Raw genomic sequence first — 16,374 nt, forward strand, 5'->3', positions numbered from 1 at the left:
TATCTTTTTACGCAAGAGAACAGGCACCGATCGAGTCCCCACGCCATGAGCCACGTCCATCAGTCATCCACCGCAGCATCGCGCTCCCCAACCCTTCGAACCGCGCTCGATGCGCTCGCGACGCGGCGCATCACCGCTGTCGAGTTGATCGAACAGTCGCTCCAATCCGCGGAGGCCTGCAAGCGAACCGTCAACGCCTTCTCCATCGTTGACTGGGATCGTGCGATGGCGGCGGCAGCGGACAGCGATCTGCGCTACGCCCAAGGCACGCAGCGACCGCTGGAGGGCCTGCCGATCGGCGTCAAGGACCTGATCGACACAAAGGACCTCGAGACCCGGTACGGCTCTGCAGCCTATCTCGGTCATGTCCCCACCGCCGATGCCGACATCGTGAGAGCTCTCGTCGAGCAAGGCGCGATCCCCATCGGCAAGACGAGTACGCATGAGTTCGCATGGGGCGTCACCACGACCAGCAGCGTCTTTGGTGACACGTTGAACCCACTGGACAAGCAACGCATCGCCGGAGGCTCCAGCGGCGGCGCGGCTGCGGCGATCGCCTTTGGTTCGATTGCCGCCGGATTGGGTACGGACACCGGTGGCTCCGTCCGCATCCCCGCAGCGCTGTGCGACATCGTGGGCTTCAAGCCGACGTTCGGGACACTCTCCACGCGCGGCATATTCCCATTGGCGCCGACGCTCGATCACCCGGGCCTTCTCGGAGCAACAGTCGATGACGTCGTCCTTCTCGCGAAGGCCCTCCAGATTGAATTCCCCCCGCGCAATGCTTCGGCTTCCGCGCGCCTGGGCGTCATACGTGGGATTGCCCCAGTGCCCCCGAGCCCGGAGGTCGCCTCTGCATTCGGCAACGCCATCGATTGCATCAACGAAGCGGTGGAGTGCGTGGAGGTCGATGCCGCGGCATCCGGTCTCTTCGACAAGCTCTACGACGCGTTCGCGAGCATCGTGCTGACCGAAGGCGCCATAGAGCATTTCAGGCGAAACGACTGGGACCGCATCGTCACGCACTATGGCGCCGAGACCGTCGAGCGCTTGCAGCGGGCAAAGAAGCTGGAGTTGCGTGCCTATGCCGAGGCACAGGAGACGCGCCGGTCCTTCGCAGCCAACCTGCACCGGGTCATGTCGACGGTCGACTACCTCGTGCTGCCGACCTGCCCTTGCACCGCACCGTTGCGGCACGCGCAATCGACCGTGATCTGCGACTGGTCCGGCACTGTGCGCGAGGCGCTCATGACCTACACCGCGCCTTTCAACCTCGCGGGATTCCCCGCCATCTCGATTCCCCTGACGCACGCTGGCTGCGCGCTTCCCGCATCGCTGCAGATCGTGGCGCGGCCGGGACAGGACGGCGCGCTCCTTCGGCTTGCGGCGCAGTTGGAGTCGATAGCGCGCGTCCCATCCCATCGAACGGAACCCTGAATCCACCCCGCCAACGCAACCCAAGGAGATAACTGTGAGCAACAACCCTGCAAGCCTGGACATCCAGGCATCGTCAAGCCACGGAACCGGACAGACACCGTACAGCGCGTGGATGCAGACGGATGCACTTCACGCCCTGCAGCGCACGGTGAGCGACCACCCCGGAGAGCACGCTTGGATCACGCACGTGCAGGTCTCCGAACTCTATTGGATGCTCATCATCAAGGAGATCCAGACCGCGCAGGCCTGTCTGCGGGCCGACAACCTGCGCGAGGCCCATCGAACATTGCGCCGCGTCGTCGCACATCACGCGCCGCTCCAGGCCATCTGGAAATCGATCGAGTGGATGACCCCCTCTGACCTGTTCGCCATGCTTTCTTGCGCGGTCGCGAAATATGGCAAGGACACGGCACTTCAAGGGTGGACGTATCGACAGATGGTCTACCTGCTCGGCATCAAGCAATCCCAGCACCTGGAGCACTTCGTGCCGCAGCCCGAACGGCTGGCACAACTCAGGAAGGTGCTTTCCGAGCCAAGCCTCTACGACGACGTCCTCGCATACTTCAGCCGGATCGGCCGGTCTGTGCCCACGTCATTGCTCGAACGCGATCTGAGCGCACCCTACAGCCCCAGCAAGGAGATCGAGCAGATCTGGCGAGACATCTACGCAGACCCGGACAAGAACATCGAGCTTCAGCAACTCGGCGAGACGCTTGCCGACATCGCCGAAGGATTCACCGAATGGAAGCATCGCCACCTCATGGCGACGCGCAGGACCTTCGGCGCCAGGCCGGCCTACTTCGGCACCGAAGGCGTTGCATGGCTCATGCCCACGATGAACGAGATCCCGTTTCCGGAGCTCTGGTCGGCACGTACCTTCATCGGCGATCCCCCAGCGGTATGCCCGCACATGTCCAAGGCCAGGGGCGCCTGACGACCCACTGCCAAGACGGCTGCGAGGTCGATCGTTCGGCAATCCGGGACCGTGCGTACAAGCATCGACGCCTTCTCAGTCGAAGGTCCCCTCCCTACGATTTCCTTGCTTTCATCAATGCGTCACACACACAGAGGAACGACCATGTCAGCGAACCCACGGATGGAGAGTATGGAGTTGAGTGCGAACCCTTTCATTGACGACCTGATCCGGGACCGGCACACCAAGCGCGGCTTTCTCGATCGCCCCGTTGCGCTCGACATGGTCAGGGACATCCTCGAGGTCGCGAGGTACGCGCCCAGTTCGAGCAATACACAACCCTGGCGCTGCTATGTCGTCACGGGCGAAGCGCGCAAGCGCGTGACGACCGCAGCCGTAGCTGCGTTTCGCGCCGGCCCGGAGAAGCTGGAACCCGAGTACGCGTTCTTCCCGCAGCCCCTGCCCGATCCGTATTCGACCCGGTTCAACACCTTTCGCGGCCAGCTCGGCGATGCGCAAGGCGTGCATCGCAGCGACAAGACGGGGCGCATGCGTGACGTCGAGCGCCAGTTCCTGTTCTTCGATGCGCCCGTCGGCATCATCTTCACGATGGATCGATGCCTGGAGCGGGCGAGTTTCATCTGCTACGGATGCTTCCTGCAGAACGTGATGCTTGCCGCCAGGGGCCGAGGGCTCGACACCTGCCCTCAACAGATCTGGTCGCTGCAATACCCGGTGCTGCGCGCCGAGCTCGGCATCCCCGAAGACGAGATGGTGATTGCCGGCATGTCGCTGGGCTGGGCCGACAACAGGCTGGCGGAGAACAGGATGACCCTGCACAAGGTGGAAGTCGACGACTTCACCTCGTTCATCGACGCATAACAGCGGCATCCATCAACCATTTGAGTCATTCACAGGAGACTTTCATGTCAATCATCAAGGGCTTTCATCATCTGACCGCGTGCGTCAGCGGCGCACAGGAAGACGTGGACTTCTACGTCAAGCTGCTAGGACAGACCCTCATCAAGAAGACGGTTCTTCTCGACGGCGAAGAACCGGTCTACCACCTCTACTACGGCAATTCACAAGGTGACGCCGGCACGCTCGTGACGTCGTTCCCCTTCAAGCAGAAGGGTGTGAAGGGACGACGCGGCTCCGGCCAGATCAAGGTGATCAACTACTCGGTGCCGAAGCATTCGCTCGATTTCTGGCGCGACCGCTTCAGCGCGAAGGGCGTTGCCTTCGACCAGGACGTGGTCGAGAGATTCGATGAAAGACGGCAGCGCTTCCAGCACCCGTGCGGCATCGAATTCGATCTCGTCGAATCCGACCGGGACACGCGTCCGCCCTGCTCCGCCGGCGACATCCCGGAGCAGTTCGCGATCCGCGGCGTGCACAGTATCACGCTGTCGCTTCGCGAGGTCGCCGAATCGATCATCTTCATGCAGGAGGCGCTGGACTTCCGGTACGCAGCCCAGTCCGGTCCTTACCACCGCTTCGAAACCGCGAACGGCGCGCCCGGCACGATCGTCGAGTTCGTGCATGAACCTGACCGGCTGCAGGGATCGTCGATCTACGGCGAAGGCACGATCCATCACGTCGCCTTTGCCGTTGACAACGTCGAGCAGCAGATGCTCATCAAGGAAAAACTCATGTCGATGGGCCACATCGACACGTCCGAGTCGGTCAACCGCAATTACTTCCGCTCGATGTACTTCAAGATGCCCGGCGGCGTGATGTTCGAGGCGGCCACCACGGACATCGGCTTCGCCATCGATGAAGCGCCGGGGCACTTCGGCTCGGAGTTCCAGCTCCCGCCGTGGCTGCGCGAGCGCAAGAACGAATTGCTCGGCCGCCTGGAACCCATCGCCGTCTGACCCGTCAGGAAAAAAAAATGTCGAAACCCAAGATCCTCATCGCCTTCTACTCCCGCAACAGCTCGACCGAACTCCTCGCAAAGGCCATCGCCGAAGGCGCGCTGTCCGAGGGCGCCGAAGTGCGCCTCCGTCGGGCCCGCGAATTCGTCGGACCCGAGGTCATGCGGCAATCGCCCGGCTGGTCGGAGCGTGCCACCGAAATGAACGCGAAGTACGAAGCCCCGACCGAAGCCGACGCCGAATGGGCAGATGCCATCGTCTTCGGAACGCCGACGCGCTTCGGGTCGATCTCGGCCGAGCTGAAGGCCTACATCGACGGGCTCGGCGGCCTCTGGCTCCAGGGCAAGCTCAACGGCAAGGCAGGCTCCGTGTTCGGATCGACCTCGTCGAAGCACGGCGGCAACGAGTCCACTCTCCTGTCCATCTACGCACCCATGGCGCACCTCGGCCTGATCATCGTTCCGCTGGGCTACGCCGACGCAGCGATGTTCAGCGCCGGCACGCCGTACGGCGCGACCCATGTGTCCCACCGGGATACGGTGATGCCCGACGCGGATCACCTGGCCGTGGCGAACTTCCAGGGGCGGCGCGTAGCGTCGGTTGCGCGCGCATTGGCAGGCCCACGCATCCGCGTACCCGAGACCGTCTCCTGAGTGAGAGCGGCTGGCCAGGAACGCGGCCCGCGGGTCGCGTCATCCAGGTCGCGCGCAGTATGCTTGCCGGACCATGTTGGACTTGAAGGATGTCTTCTATTTCGTTCAGGTCGTCGACCGGGGTGGATTCACCGCCGCCGGCACGAGCCTGCGATTGCCGAAGTCGACTCTGAGCCATCGCGTTCAGGAACTGGAGACGTCGCTGGGCGTTCGTCTCCTCAACAGGACTTCGCGTCAGTTCGGCATGACCGACATCGGCAAGGAGTTCTACGAATACGCCGTCGCGGCGCTGCGCAGCGCGGAGATCGCCGAAGAGGCGGTCCGCCAAAGGCTGACGGAGCCCAGCGGCGTGATCCGCTTGACGACGGCCGTCGAGATTGCACAGTTCGCCCTCCGGGATCTGCTGCCGATATTCCTCAATCGTCATCCGAAGGTCCGCATCGTCGAGATCGCGACCGACCGCTACGTCGACATCGTCGGCGAGGGTTTCGATCTCGCGATACGCGGGCATACATCGCCGCTGCAGGATTCGTCGCTGGTCCAGCGTGCCATCGCCCACGTCCCCCTGGTATTTCTTCGCGGGGCCCAAGTACCTAGAGCAGATGGGCGTGCCCGAACGACCCGAGGATCTCGCTCGACACACGGCAATCTCGATGGTGCTCAACGGTCCGCCCAACTGGCAGTTGCGCGGACCCGACGGCGAAGAAATCACGATGCCGATCGAGCCCCGATTCCAGAGCAACAACATGGTCGCGCTCAAGGAAGCGGCATGCGCCAACCTGGGCATCGCCGCGCTGCCCGGCTACATCTGCAGGTCGGAACTGCAAAGCGGTGCGTTGCAGCAACTCCTGCCGGACTGGATGGCGGCCGATGCGCGCATATCCGCGCTGATTCCCTTTCGCACAGGCCTGCTCCCGGCGGTGCGATCGCTTGTCGACTTCCTTTCCGTCGAGATTCCCGTCATCACTGCATTCGATCGGCAGTAGCCTGCGCGGGCCTCGATCGTCCACCGACGTGGACGCTGCGTTTGATGTTTGACGGCTTGTGAGCGGATGGCGTGGACTCTATCTTTTGGTCCTGAATCTGAAAGGACCGATCGAGATGAATCAATACAACTGCCTCCCGCAAGACGGCGTGTTCTGGGGCGAGCACATCCTGCAAAGCACCGTGGCGCGACTTGGGGATTACGGAATCCATCGCGCAATCACCTTCACTGTCGAGCCGTTGGCGAAGCTGCATGACACCTACGTGCAACCCAACGTCAAGTTGGGTGTCGGCACCTTCACGGACCTTCCGGCGCACGCCCCCGACGTGGCCGTGCAGATGGGGCTCGATGCGTGCACGAACGCCGGAGCCGAATCGATCATCGCGCTCGGCGGCGGGTCCGTGCTCGATGCCGCCAAAGCGGTGTCGCACTTGCATCACGAGAGGACCGGCCGCTTTCTTCCCATAGCCGCTCTGCCCACCACGCTGTCGGGCTCCGAGTTCTCTCACTACTTCGGCATCACCGAGACCGATGGTGCACAGAAGTTCAAGCGCAGCTACGCCGTCCGTGAAACAGTTCCGAAGGTTGTCGTGATCGACCCCGTGCTTGTGCTCGACACGCCGCGCGCACTGCTTCTGTCTTCCGCCATCAAGGGGGTAGATCACGCGGTCGAAGGCATGCGCAAGGTCACCCGCGAGCATCCTCACGCGGTCATGGCCGCGAGCGGTGTCGCGCGATTCCTTCGAATTCTCGAGAAGTGGCCCAGGGCAATGCAAACCCGCGAGGCCATCGACGAGGGGCTGGTCACGGCCAACGACCTCCTGCAGCTCCAGCTTGCCGCATGGCAGTGCTACTTCTCCCCGGCTTCTGTCATCTACGGGCTCAGTCACCGCATCGGGCATATCCTGGGTGGGACCTATGGACTGCCCCACAGCGCGACCTCCTGCATCACGCTCGGTCCCGTCATTCGTGCCTGTGCGGATTTCTACGGTGACAAGCTCGAAGTCTTTGCGGCGCGCGCGGGTGACAAGCGGGCGGCGAACGATCTGGCCGACAGGATCACCGGCGTCGTGAAGTCATTGGGGTTGCCCTATCGCGTCAGTGCATTCGACCTCGACAGGGCAAAGTTGCCCGAGGTCGCAACGCTCCTGAAGAAGAACTATCCCAACGAGGTCGCCGACCTTGGCACGAACGCCACGGCAAAACTCGACGCCCTGCTCGAAAGCCTCTGGTGACCACCACAACTGCGCACTCGCCGGATGCGCCTGGAATCCTTGTTGCGACTCAGGTTTCCGAACTCTGGTGGACGCTGATCGCAGAAGAGCTTCGGACGGCCCAGGAGCAGCTTCGCGCGGACAATCCGAGCGGTGCAACCCAAACCTTGGGACGCGTGGTCGTTCACTTCGAACCGTTAAACGCCACCTGGCGCTCGATCGCAACGACGTCACCAAAGGACCTTTTCGGGACGGCCACATTTGATAGCTGGCGCTATCACTACACCCTGTATGTCCTCGGAGGGGCGCAGGCAGAGCATCTGCGGTCCCTCGCATCCTCACGACATTGGCCGCAGATCAGTTCGGCGTTGGCCAAACCGACCGTCTATGACGATGTCCTTGCGTACTTCAATCGCATCGGAATGCGTGTACCTGAACATGTCCTCGAACGAGATCCCAGTGTGCCCTACGTTCCGAGTCTTGAGGTGGAACAGATCTGGCGCGAAATCTATGAGGACCCGTACCCGGATGCCACACTGCAGCAGCTCGGCGAAACGCTCATGGACACTGCAACAGCGTTGACCGATTGGAAGTGCCGCTGTTTGATGACGATGCGCCGAACGATCGTTGAGCGGCCGACCTCCATTTCAGATACGAGTGAGATCTCATTTCCGGAACTCTGGTCGGCTCGGCGATGCGTTACTGGCCCGTTCGACGTTCAGACGTAAAAACGCCGCGGATCTCTTGAACCCGCGGCGCTCCCCTAAGAGTCCTCAGGGCAAGGCTATTAGTAGTCCCATTGCACTGGCACGAATCGGAAGGCCGCACCGTCCTTTGCAACATGCCCGATGGATGGGAACGCGACATGCGCCGCAGCCAGCAAAGCGCCGGTCTCAGCCGCTTCATTGAGGAGCGCGATACGCGCCTCGGTGGCTAGTTCAGGCTCGTGCTCGAAGCCGTTCTGCCAGTCGGGATTTTTGAAGCCGACCGCGAAGATCATGTCGCCTACGAACGTCAGCTTCTCACCTTTCGATGCAACGTCCACGACGCAATGTCCCGGCGTGTGTCCACCCGTCACACGGGCCGACACGCCCGCAGCAACTTCCACGGTCTGATCGAACTGCACGATGTTCTCGCCATAGAGTTCCACGAACTTTGCGGCAGCCTTGCGGAGTGCGGGAGGAACCGCTTCGGGCATGACGGTCTTGCTGAAGTCCGGATTTTTCCAGAATGCCACTTCTTTGGCCGATACGTGAATGCGAACGTCCGGGCGCAGCTTGGCCTTCACGCCATCAACGTTCAGCCCGCCGACGTGATCCATGTGCATATGCGTGATCACGACATCGGTGATCGCGGCCAGTTCGATGCCAGCGGATTCGAGACGCATGACCGATCGGCCGGCGCGTGAGAAGTATTCAAAGCCGTCGCCCACGCCCGAGTCGACCAGGATGAGGCGATCGCCGCTCCGTATCAGCGCGATATTCAGCGCCCAGTCGAACATGTCACGTTGCAGGAAGTGATCATCGAACCATTCGTTGCGGGCCCCCTCGCTCACGTTGGTGGACATGGTGGTGGTCGGCAGCGGCAGAACACCATCGCTGATCATCACCACGTCAACGTCACCGATGCGCACTGCGTAACGAGAAGACACGAGTTCGCCTGAGCCCTCTCTTCCGAGATCGTCAGTAACCGGTCGAGTATTGCGGATTGTTTCGCTCATTTCAGTAATCCTGTAAGTTAAGTGGGTAAGCCGCACTGGGCGGCGGCATACGGCCAGCTTCGTAGTGCGGCCCTCTTCTTCGACAGTCGCAACGGCTTGCGCAACTACCGTCGGAATGAGTCTAAGAAGGAGCTTGGGGTCGCTGGTAGTACCGCGAGAGCGGCTACCGCGTTGCTCGCAAGGCAACAATCCGCGACTTGGCGCGGCCGATTGGGCGGCTGCCCGCCGCCGCGCATTGCCGCATCAGGCCGCGAAGTGAAGGTATTCCTCTCAACAAATGACCGCAACGGGCACGGACCCGCCCATCCACCCTGCCCTTCCGAAGGACGCTTCACGCTGCAATGCCGGCCTCGCCAAGACGGCCTCGCTCGGCGGCACCGCATTCCTTTGCTGTGCTTCAACCGCGCCGCTTGAGTTTGTGGTCCGTAGCGCCTCCGGCGACCACAACCCGATCCACATCGACATCGATTTCGCACGCTCTGCCGGGCTCGACGATGTGTTCGCGCACGGCATGCTCTCGGCCGCCTACCTCGGTCGCCTCGTCTCCGACTGGGCCGGGCAGAAGCGCATGCGCAACCTGCAGGTGCGCTTCACCGGCATCACCCATGTGCACGACGCGCCGCTCTGCACCGGCAAGGTCGTCGAGCGCTTCGACGAAGGCGGCGAGACGCGCTTGCGTGTCGACCTCCAGTGCGCGAACCAGAAGGGCGAAGTCAAGCTCACCGGGCAGGCCGTCGTCGCTATTCACTGAGCCCGCCTTTCATCTCTCCATCCCCCGACATCTCGATTCACAGGAGCAATTCATGAGCAGAAAACTCGAAGGCAAGGTCGCCATCGTCACCGGCGCGGGCCGCGGCATCGGGCGCAGCGTCGCCCTCAAGCTGGCCGGCGACGGCGCGAAGGTCGTCGTCAACGACCTCGATCCCGCACCGGCGAATGAAGTGGTCGCCGAGATCCGTGCTGCTGGCGGCGAGGCCGTGGCCTTCGCCGGCAGCGTGACGGCTGCCGGCTTCGCCGAAGGCTTCGTCCGCTCCGCGCTCGACACCTGGGGCCGCCTGGACGTCATCGTCAACAACGCCGGCTACACCTGGGACAACGTCATCCAGAAGATGAGCGACGAGCAGTGGGACGCGATCGTCGATTGCCATCTCAAGGCGCCGTTCCAGATCCTGCGCGCCGCGCAACCCTACTTCCGCGAGGCCGCCAAGGCCGAGGCGGACAAGGGCCAGGAGGTCTTCCGCAAGGTCGTCAACATCTCTTCCACCTCGGGTACCAGCGGCAACGCGGGCCAGTCCAACTATTCCTCGGCCAAGGCAGGCGTGATGGGTCTGACCAAGTCCCTCGCCAAGGAGTGGGGCCGCATGAAGGTCAACGTCAACTGCGTGGCCTTCGGCTATGTGGAGACGCGCCTCACGCAGCCCGTGACGCAAGAGACGACGGTTGCCATCGAAGGCCGCGACATCAAGGTCGGCGTACCCGCCGACAAAATCGCCGGCGCGATGCGCGAGATCCCGTTGGGCCGGGGCGGCACGCCCGAGGAAGCGGCGGGCGCGGTCTACCTGCTGTGCATTCCGGAGTCGAACTACGTGACCGGGCAGACGCTGATCTGCGGCGGCGGACGCGGCGGGTTCTGAGCTTGCACGGCCACCCATGACCGACATCAAGAGCTACTACATCGGCGGCCGCTGGGTCGCACCGGCCGCGGGTAATCGCGCCCCCGTCTTCGACATGGTCGACCCCGCGACCGAGCAGGTCCACGGCCGACTCTCGATGGGCAGCGCGCAGGACGTGGACAGCGCCGTGGCCGCCGCGCGGGCGGCCTTTCCATCGTGGTCGCGTACGAGCCGCGAGCAAAGAATGGCGCTGCTCTCGCGCATCCTCGACGGCTACAAGGCGCGGCTGGCCGACATGGCGGACGCGATCACGAGCGAGATCGGCGCACCCGCATGGCTGGCGAAGGAGTACCAGGTCAATTTCGGCATGGTCCAGATCACCCACTCGCTCGCTGCGCTGAAGGACTTCGCATTCGAGACCACGCACGGCACGACTCGCATCGACCATGTGCCGATCGGCGTGGCCGGTCTCATCACGGCGTGGAATTGGCCGGCCGATCTGGTCTGGGGCAAGGTCACCGCGGCGTTGGCTGCCGGCTGCACGATGGTGCTCAAGCCTTCCGAATACGCACCGCTGGATGCGCGCATCGCGGCGGAGATTCTTCATGACGCCGGCGTGCCGCCTGGGGTTTTCAACTTGGTTTACGGCGAGGGGCCCACGGTAGGCGATGCGCTCGTGCGCCATCGCGGCGTCGACATCGTGTCGATCACCGGATCGACACGCGCGGGGCGGCAGGTCGCGGTGGCGGCCGCCGACACGGTCAAGCGCGTGGTGCAGGAACTCGGCGGCAAATCGCCGGCGGTGATCCTCGACGACGCGGACCTGAAGACGAGCGTGTCGGTGACGGTGATCAACGTGATGCTCAACGCGGGCCAGACCTGCACCGCACCCACCCGTCTGCTGGTGCCGCGCGCGCACTACGAGGCCGCCGTAACGATCGCTGCCGCGACGGCCGACGCCATGCCCGTCGGTGCACCGCGCGATGACGCGACCAAGATCGGGCCTGTAGCCAACCAGGCGCAGTTCGAAAAGGTGCAATCGCTGATCGAGGCCGGCATGGCCGAAGGCGCGAGAGTCGCAGCGGGCGGGCCCGGTCGGCCGGACGGGCTGAACATGGGCTACTACGTAAAACCCACCGTCTTTGCAGACGTGCGCAACGACATGCGCATCGCCCGCGAGGAGATTTTCGGCCCGGTGATCTCGCTGATCCCCTACGACACCGAGGAAGAAGCCGTGGCCATCGCGAACGACACCGACTACGGGCTCGCGGGCTACGTCTGGTCCACCGACTCCGCACGCGCGCATCGCGTGGCACGGCAACTGCGCGTCGGCGTGGTTCGCGTGAACGGTGCGACGATGGATTTCGGCGCGCCCTTCGGCGGCTTCAAGGCCTCAGGCAACGGACGGGAGCACGGCGCGCACGGCATTGCCGAATACCTCGAGTTGCGCTCCGTGATGGGTTGAATCGAGCATGGGAGGCGCTTCGGCGCCTCCCTGATCGGCGTCAGCCGCCGAGCAACGGCTTCCACTTTCCGATCCCCTCCGGCGAAAGCCATCCTCGCAAGGCAGCGCCAGCATCAGGCGCACACGGCGGCGATGGTTCCGCCGACGGCGTCTGGCTGAAGCGCACCGCCGGTGCGGGCTGCACCACACCTCCGACATCCACGAATGTTCCGCGCGCCTTCAGATGCGGATGCTGCGGTGCCTCGGCGAAGGTAAGGACGGGGGCGAAGCACACGTCCGTGCCTTCCAGCAGTGCACACCATTCGTCGCGCGTGCGTGTGCGGAAAGCGCTTGCGAGTGTCTCTTTCGCGCGCGGCCAGGCGGCCCGGTCATTCTGTGCACCGATCTGTGCGGGATCGATGCCGAGGCGCTTCAGCAGATCGGCGAAGAAGCGCGCCTCGATCGGACCGATCGAGATCCACTTCGCATCGCTGCACTCGTACGCGTCGTAGTAAGGCGCACCTGAATCGAGCACATTGCTGCCACGCTCCGCACGCCATTGGCCCGAAGCCGTCATGCCGTAGAAGCCGGTGCAGAGCGACGCCGCGCCGTCGACGATGGACGCATCCACGACCTGCCCCTGCCCGGTCTCACGCGCATGCAGCACCGCAGCCAACACGCCGAGCGCCAGGAACATCCCTCCGCCGCCCATGTCGCCGACGAGCGCGAGCGGTGGCGTCGGCGGCTGGCCTTCGCGGCCGATGGCATGCAGCGCACCGGTGAGTGCGATGTAGTTGATGTCGTGCCCGGCGGCTTGCGCAAGCGGCCCGGTCTGGCCCCACCCGGTCATACGGCCGTAGACCAGCTTCGGATTGTGTTTCAGGCATTCGTCGGGGCCGAGGCCGAGACGCTCGGTCACGCCGGGGCGGAAGCCTTCGATCAACACATCCGCTTCGGCGACCAGTTCGAGCACGAAGCGAATGGCCTCCGGGTCCTTGAGGTCCAGTGCGATCGACTGGCGGTTGCGGATCAGCAGGTTGTACTTCAGCTGCTTCGGCACGCCGAGGTCTGCAGGCTCGCGCCGATCGATACGCAGCACCGTGGCGCCCATATCCGCGAGTTGCATCGTGCCGAAGGGGCCCGGCCCGATGCCGGCGAGTTCGATGATCTTCAAGCCCTTGAGGGGTCCCATGTCGAGTTCTCCTTGTGTGTCCGCCATCACGCCGACGGTGCCAGCGCAGCGGCGGCGAAGTCGATGAATCCCTCGCCGGTGCGCATGACGGCCCGGCCCAGTTGTTCCGCGCAGGCGCGTTCGGTGGCACTCGCGCCGCGCCATTCGTGCAGGCGGGTGGTGAACACGCCCAGCACCAGTTCCTCGGTGATGCCGATGGCGCCATGCACGGCGTGCGCAAGCGGCGCGACGATGGCCGCGGCTTCGCACGCTCGCAGCTTGGCGGCAGCGGCCAGCAACGGGTCGGGGCATAGGGCATCGCCAGTGCAGCCCATGCGCGCGCCCATCGCGGCGGCAGCGGCTTGCTCGGCCATCACTGCAAGCTCTTGCTGGATCGCCTGGAACTGCGCGATGACCTTGCCGAACTGGCGGCGGTCTCCGGCATAGCCGACGGTCATCGCGAGCACGCGGTCCATGGCGCCGGCCATGGCAGCCGCACGGGCGACGTTGCAGAGCGTCACAGCCGTTGCCGCTCCGACGTCGAGTCGCACGGCCGCCTCGCGCGCCGAAGTCCAGCGCAGCGATGCAGACGCGTGCGGACGCATCGCGCCTGGCACCGCTTCAGCATCCGCGCGCGGCATCAGGAGCCATTCACCGGCCGCATCGACGAGAACGAACGACGCCAGTCGTGCACCCGGAACATCGGGACAGAGCAGCCCTTCCCCATCGCGTGTTGCGGCGGCGAGCGCAATGGCGCCGTCACCCGCGACATCGCGCTTGCCGTGCGCCGCGAGCAGCGCCCGTGCCAGCATGGTCTCCCCAAACGGATGCGGCAACCCGCATCGCCCAGCCGCCAGCAGCAGGTCGCAGGCATCTGCGAGCGCGAGGCCGGCGCCGCCGTGCTCCGCCGGCACCAGCGCGTCGGTGAATCCCAGCGCGTCCACATCGCGCCACAGGCGATCCGCGTCGGCGGCGTCTCCGGCCTCGATGGCGCGCAGGCGTTCCGGCGCGCAGAGTTGTTCGAGGGCGCGTTCGAATTCGTTGGCAATGGAGTCGGTCATGGTGTTCAGCGCAGCCCCAGGCCGCGAGCGAGGATGCCGCGCATGATCTGGCGAGTACCGCCGCGCAGCGAAAAGGTGGGCGAGATGCGGGTGACGAATGCAAGCGTGCGCAGCAGCCCATCGGAAGGCGTGAACTGCGGCACTGCTTCAAGTGCATCCCTGATCCATCCGGGGATGGCCTGCTCGAACTCCGTGCCGAGGTCCTTCACGAAGGAGGCCTCCAGTTCGGTGCTCTCGTGCCGTTCGAGCTTGCCGGCCACCGCGAGCGACATGGCGCGCAGCACCGCGAGCCGACCCGCGATGCGTCCGGCGGCGACATTGACCACCGGATGATCGATCCCTGCCGCGCGCATCTCCGCGAGCCAGGTGTCGGCCAGCACGATGCTGGAGTAGATGCGCTCGGGCCCGCTGCGCTCGTAGCCCAGTTCGGCCGTGACCTGCGCCCAGCCGCTGCCTTCCTCGCCGATCAGCGCATCGGCGGGCAGTTCCACGTCCTCGAACAGCACTTCGCAGAAGTGGCTGTCGCCCGCGATGTCACGGATCGGGCGGATGTGGATGCCCGGCAGCTTCGTGCTGAAGATCAGTTGCGAGAGGCCCTTGTGCCGATCCTCGGGGCCGCCCGAGGTGCGCACCAGCGCGCAGATGTAGTCGGATCGATGCGCATTGCTGGTCCAGATCTTCCGGCCGTTGAGGCGCCACCCGCTCTCGGTGCGCGTGGCCCGCGTGCGAACGCTCGCGAGGTCGGAACCCGCATCGGGTTCGCTCATGCCGATGCAGAAGAAGACCTCGCCGCGCGCCATCTTCGGCAGGAAGAATCGCCGCTGCGCCTCGGTGCCGAAGCGCTGGATCAGCGGGCCGGTCTGCCGGTCGGCGACCCAGTGGCCCGCGACAGGAGCCCCCGCGGCAAGCATCTCCTCGACCATGACGAAGCGTGCATGGTTGCTGCGGCCTCCGCCGCCGTACTCTTTGGGCAAGGTCAGGAGAAGAAGGCCCTCGCGCCCGAGCGCACGGCTGAATTCGGCGTCGAAGCCACCCCACGAGCGGGCGCGCACCTCGGGTGGCACGTCGCGCAGATGTTCACGCAGGAAGGCGCGCACACGCGGGCGCATCGCCTCGTCTTCAGGCGGAATGCCGGCCAGCGGCAAGGGTGGAAGCAGGGAATTCAAGTCGGCTCCGGGATACGTTTTCGCTACCCATCGGCGGGTGGCCCACGTAATCTAGGAGCGGTAAACCGGTGCGTCCAATACCGCTTGCAGTGCCAACGATACGAAGCAGGTATGACGCCGCGCGCTCAGTCCGCGGGCGCGTCCTTCATCACTCTGTGCGCGAGCGCGACGAAGTTGCGCGTCGTCGGCGTCTCTGCGCCTGGCAGCGTTGCAATACCCATCCCGAGGTCCAGCCGCGCGCCCGGTCCCACCAATTCAATCAGCTTCACCTGCTTGCTGACGTGGCCCGCCACGCCGGCCGACACGAGCGCAACCCCCATGCCGCCCTGAACCAGTCCCAGCATGGAGGTCACCTGAACGGCCTGCTGCACGACACGGGGCTGCACCCCGGCCTGCTGGAAGGCGTTGAGCACGATCGAATGCATGTGGGGTGCAAGCGTCGGCGAATGGATGATGAAGGGCTCTCCGGCCAAGTCCGCAAGTGAAATCTCCGAGCGCTGCGCCAGCGGCGAATCGGCATGCACCGCCACCGCCAGGCGCTCGTGCCGCAACAGCGCAACATCGGCCGTGGTGCCTTCGAGCACCGGATAGGCCACCAGTGCGACATCGACGGACTGGCTCTCGATGCGTCGCAGCAGTTCGCTCGTGCTCGATTCGTGGATCTCGATGGCCACCTTCGGATACTCGGCGCGATAGGCGCGCAGCAGGCGCGGCACCAACTCGTACGCGGCCGAGCCGGTGAAACCGAGACGCAGCAGCCCCGTGGTGCCCGCCGCACCCTCACGCGCGGTTCGCCGGACCTGATCGGCGTGGAACAGTGCGAGCCGCGCGTCGCGCAGCACCGCTTCGCCCACGGATGTCAGCCGCACGCCGCTGGGAAGACGGTCGAAGAGGATCACGCCCAGTTCCTCTTCCAGCTTGCGAATCGAAGCCGAAAGCGGCGGCTGTGCCATGTGCAGCCGCTCGGCCGCACGCGTGAAATTGAGCGTCTCGGCCAGCATCACGGCCTGACGCAACTGGCGTAGCTCCATAGGCGCCGGATTGTGGCACGCCATACGCACGGTGTATCGCGGCAGACGAACACGGTATTTCCTTTCCTGTGCGCCAGTTCCTAGCATTC

At 64.5% G+C, this 16,374-nt stretch carries 15 protein-coding genes and 1 pseudogene; 11 read left to right on the forward strand and 5 right to left on the reverse strand.

All coding sequences use genetic code 11. The features are described 5' to 3' along the window. Nucleotides 1-45 precede the first annotated feature (45 nt). From FHW64_RS29825 to FHW64_RS29860, 8 genes and pseudogenes are all read left to right on the forward strand, one after another. Entirely contained in the window at nt 46-1,437 is a 1,392-nt protein-coding gene (locus FHW64_RS29825) for an amidase (protein WP_184532152.1), read from the forward strand. Nucleotides 1,438-1,471: 34 nt separating this feature from the next. Further along, entirely contained in the window at nt 1,472-2,371 is a 900-nt protein-coding gene (locus tag FHW64_RS29830; RefSeq protein ID WP_311733397.1) for a tryptophan 2,3-dioxygenase family protein, read from the forward strand. 171 nt (nt 2,372-2,542) lie between these two features. Continuing rightward, the gene (locus FHW64_RS29835; RefSeq protein ID WP_260306479.1) at nt 2,543-3,232 is read left to right on the forward strand and encodes a nitroreductase; all 690 of its coding nucleotides are present in this window, start codon (nt 2,543-2,545) and stop codon (nt 3,230-3,232) included. 44 nt (nt 3,233-3,276) lie between these two features. Continuing rightward, on the forward strand, nt 3,277-4,227 hold the full coding sequence (locus FHW64_RS29840) for a ring-cleaving dioxygenase (RefSeq protein WP_184532154.1): 951 nt from the start codon (nt 3,277-3,279) through the stop codon (nt 4,225-4,227). A gap of 17 nt (nt 4,228-4,244) precedes the next feature. After that, nucleotides 4,245-4,880 carry an NAD(P)H:quinone oxidoreductase gene (wrbA, locus tag FHW64_RS29845; RefSeq protein ID WP_184532156.1) on the forward strand — a complete coding sequence of 212 codons (636 nt, stop codon included), beginning with the start codon at nt 4,245-4,247 and terminating at the stop codon, nt 4,878-4,880. Nucleotides 4,881-4,953: 73 nt separating this feature from the next. Next, a pseudogene (locus tag FHW64_RS29850) lies at nt 4,954-5,866 on the forward strand (LysR substrate-binding domain-containing protein). A 115-nt stretch (nt 5,867-5,981) separates the two neighbouring features. Next, on the forward strand, nt 5,982-7,100 hold the full coding sequence (locus FHW64_RS29855; protein ID WP_184532158.1) for an iron-containing alcohol dehydrogenase: 1,119 nt from the start codon (nt 5,982-5,984) through the stop codon (nt 7,098-7,100). Further along, nucleotides 7,097-7,807 (forward strand): tryptophan 2,3-dioxygenase, encoded by a 711-nt coding sequence (locus FHW64_RS29860; RefSeq protein WP_184532160.1) that lies wholly within the window; start codon nt 7,097-7,099, stop codon nt 7,805-7,807. The genes FHW64_RS29855 and FHW64_RS29860 overlap by 4 nt, the downstream gene beginning before the upstream one ends. A 59-nt stretch (nt 7,808-7,866) precedes the next feature. Here the strand turns inward: FHW64_RS29860 and FHW64_RS29865 are convergent, their stop codons facing one another. Continuing rightward, on the reverse strand, nt 7,867-8,799 hold the full coding sequence (locus FHW64_RS29865) for an MBL fold metallo-hydrolase (protein ID WP_184532162.1): 933 nt from the start codon (nt 8,797-8,799) through the stop codon (nt 7,867-7,869). Between the two features lie 277 nt (nt 8,800-9,076). Between FHW64_RS29865 and FHW64_RS29870 the strand changes: the two genes are divergently transcribed. The 3 genes from FHW64_RS29870 to FHW64_RS29880 are packed head-to-tail and all read left to right on the forward strand — an operon-like array spanning nt 9,077 to nt 11,877. After that, complete coding sequence (locus tag FHW64_RS29870) at nt 9,077-9,550, forward strand: MaoC/PaaZ C-terminal domain-containing protein (RefSeq protein WP_184532164.1); 474 nt, start codon at nt 9,077-9,079, stop codon at nt 9,548-9,550. Nucleotides 9,551-9,602: 52 nt separating this feature from the next. Continuing rightward, a complete protein-coding gene (locus FHW64_RS29875) occupies nt 9,603-10,433 on the forward strand; it encodes an SDR family NAD(P)-dependent oxidoreductase (RefSeq protein WP_184532171.1) in 831 nt (276 codons plus the stop codon). A gap of 16 nt (nt 10,434-10,449) precedes the next feature. Then, a complete protein-coding gene (locus tag FHW64_RS29880) occupies nt 10,450-11,877 on the forward strand; it encodes an aldehyde dehydrogenase family protein (protein ID WP_184532173.1) in 1,428 nt (475 codons plus the stop codon). A 40-nt stretch (nt 11,878-11,917) separates the two neighbouring features. Here FHW64_RS29880 and FHW64_RS29885 read toward each other — a convergent pair whose 3' ends face one another. From FHW64_RS29885 to FHW64_RS29900, 4 genes are all read right to left on the reverse strand, one after another. Beyond that, nucleotides 11,918-13,048, reverse strand: a complete 1,131-nt coding sequence (locus FHW64_RS29885) for a CaiB/BaiF CoA-transferase family protein (RefSeq protein ID WP_184532175.1) — start codon at nt 13,046-13,048, stop codon at nt 11,918-11,920. 26 nt (nt 13,049-13,074) lie between these two features. Further along, on the reverse strand, nt 13,075-14,088 hold the full coding sequence (locus FHW64_RS29890; RefSeq protein ID WP_184532177.1) for an acyl-CoA dehydrogenase family protein: 1,014 nt from the start codon (nt 14,086-14,088) through the stop codon (nt 13,075-13,077). Between the two features lie 5 nt (nt 14,089-14,093). After that, nucleotides 14,094-15,254 (reverse strand): acyl-CoA dehydrogenase family protein, encoded by a 1,161-nt coding sequence (locus FHW64_RS29895; RefSeq protein ID WP_260306480.1) that lies wholly within the window; start codon nt 15,252-15,254, stop codon nt 14,094-14,096. Between the two features lie 125 nt (nt 15,255-15,379). Further along, complete coding sequence (locus FHW64_RS29900) at nt 15,380-16,285, reverse strand: LysR family transcriptional regulator (protein WP_184532179.1); 906 nt, start codon at nt 16,283-16,285, stop codon at nt 15,380-15,382. Nucleotides 16,286-16,374: the final 89 nt, after the last annotated feature.

This window comes from Variovorax sp. Sphag1AA, assembly GCF_014192575.1.
Classification (GTDB): Bacteria; Pseudomonadota; Gammaproteobacteria; order Burkholderiales; family Burkholderiaceae_C; genus Variovorax.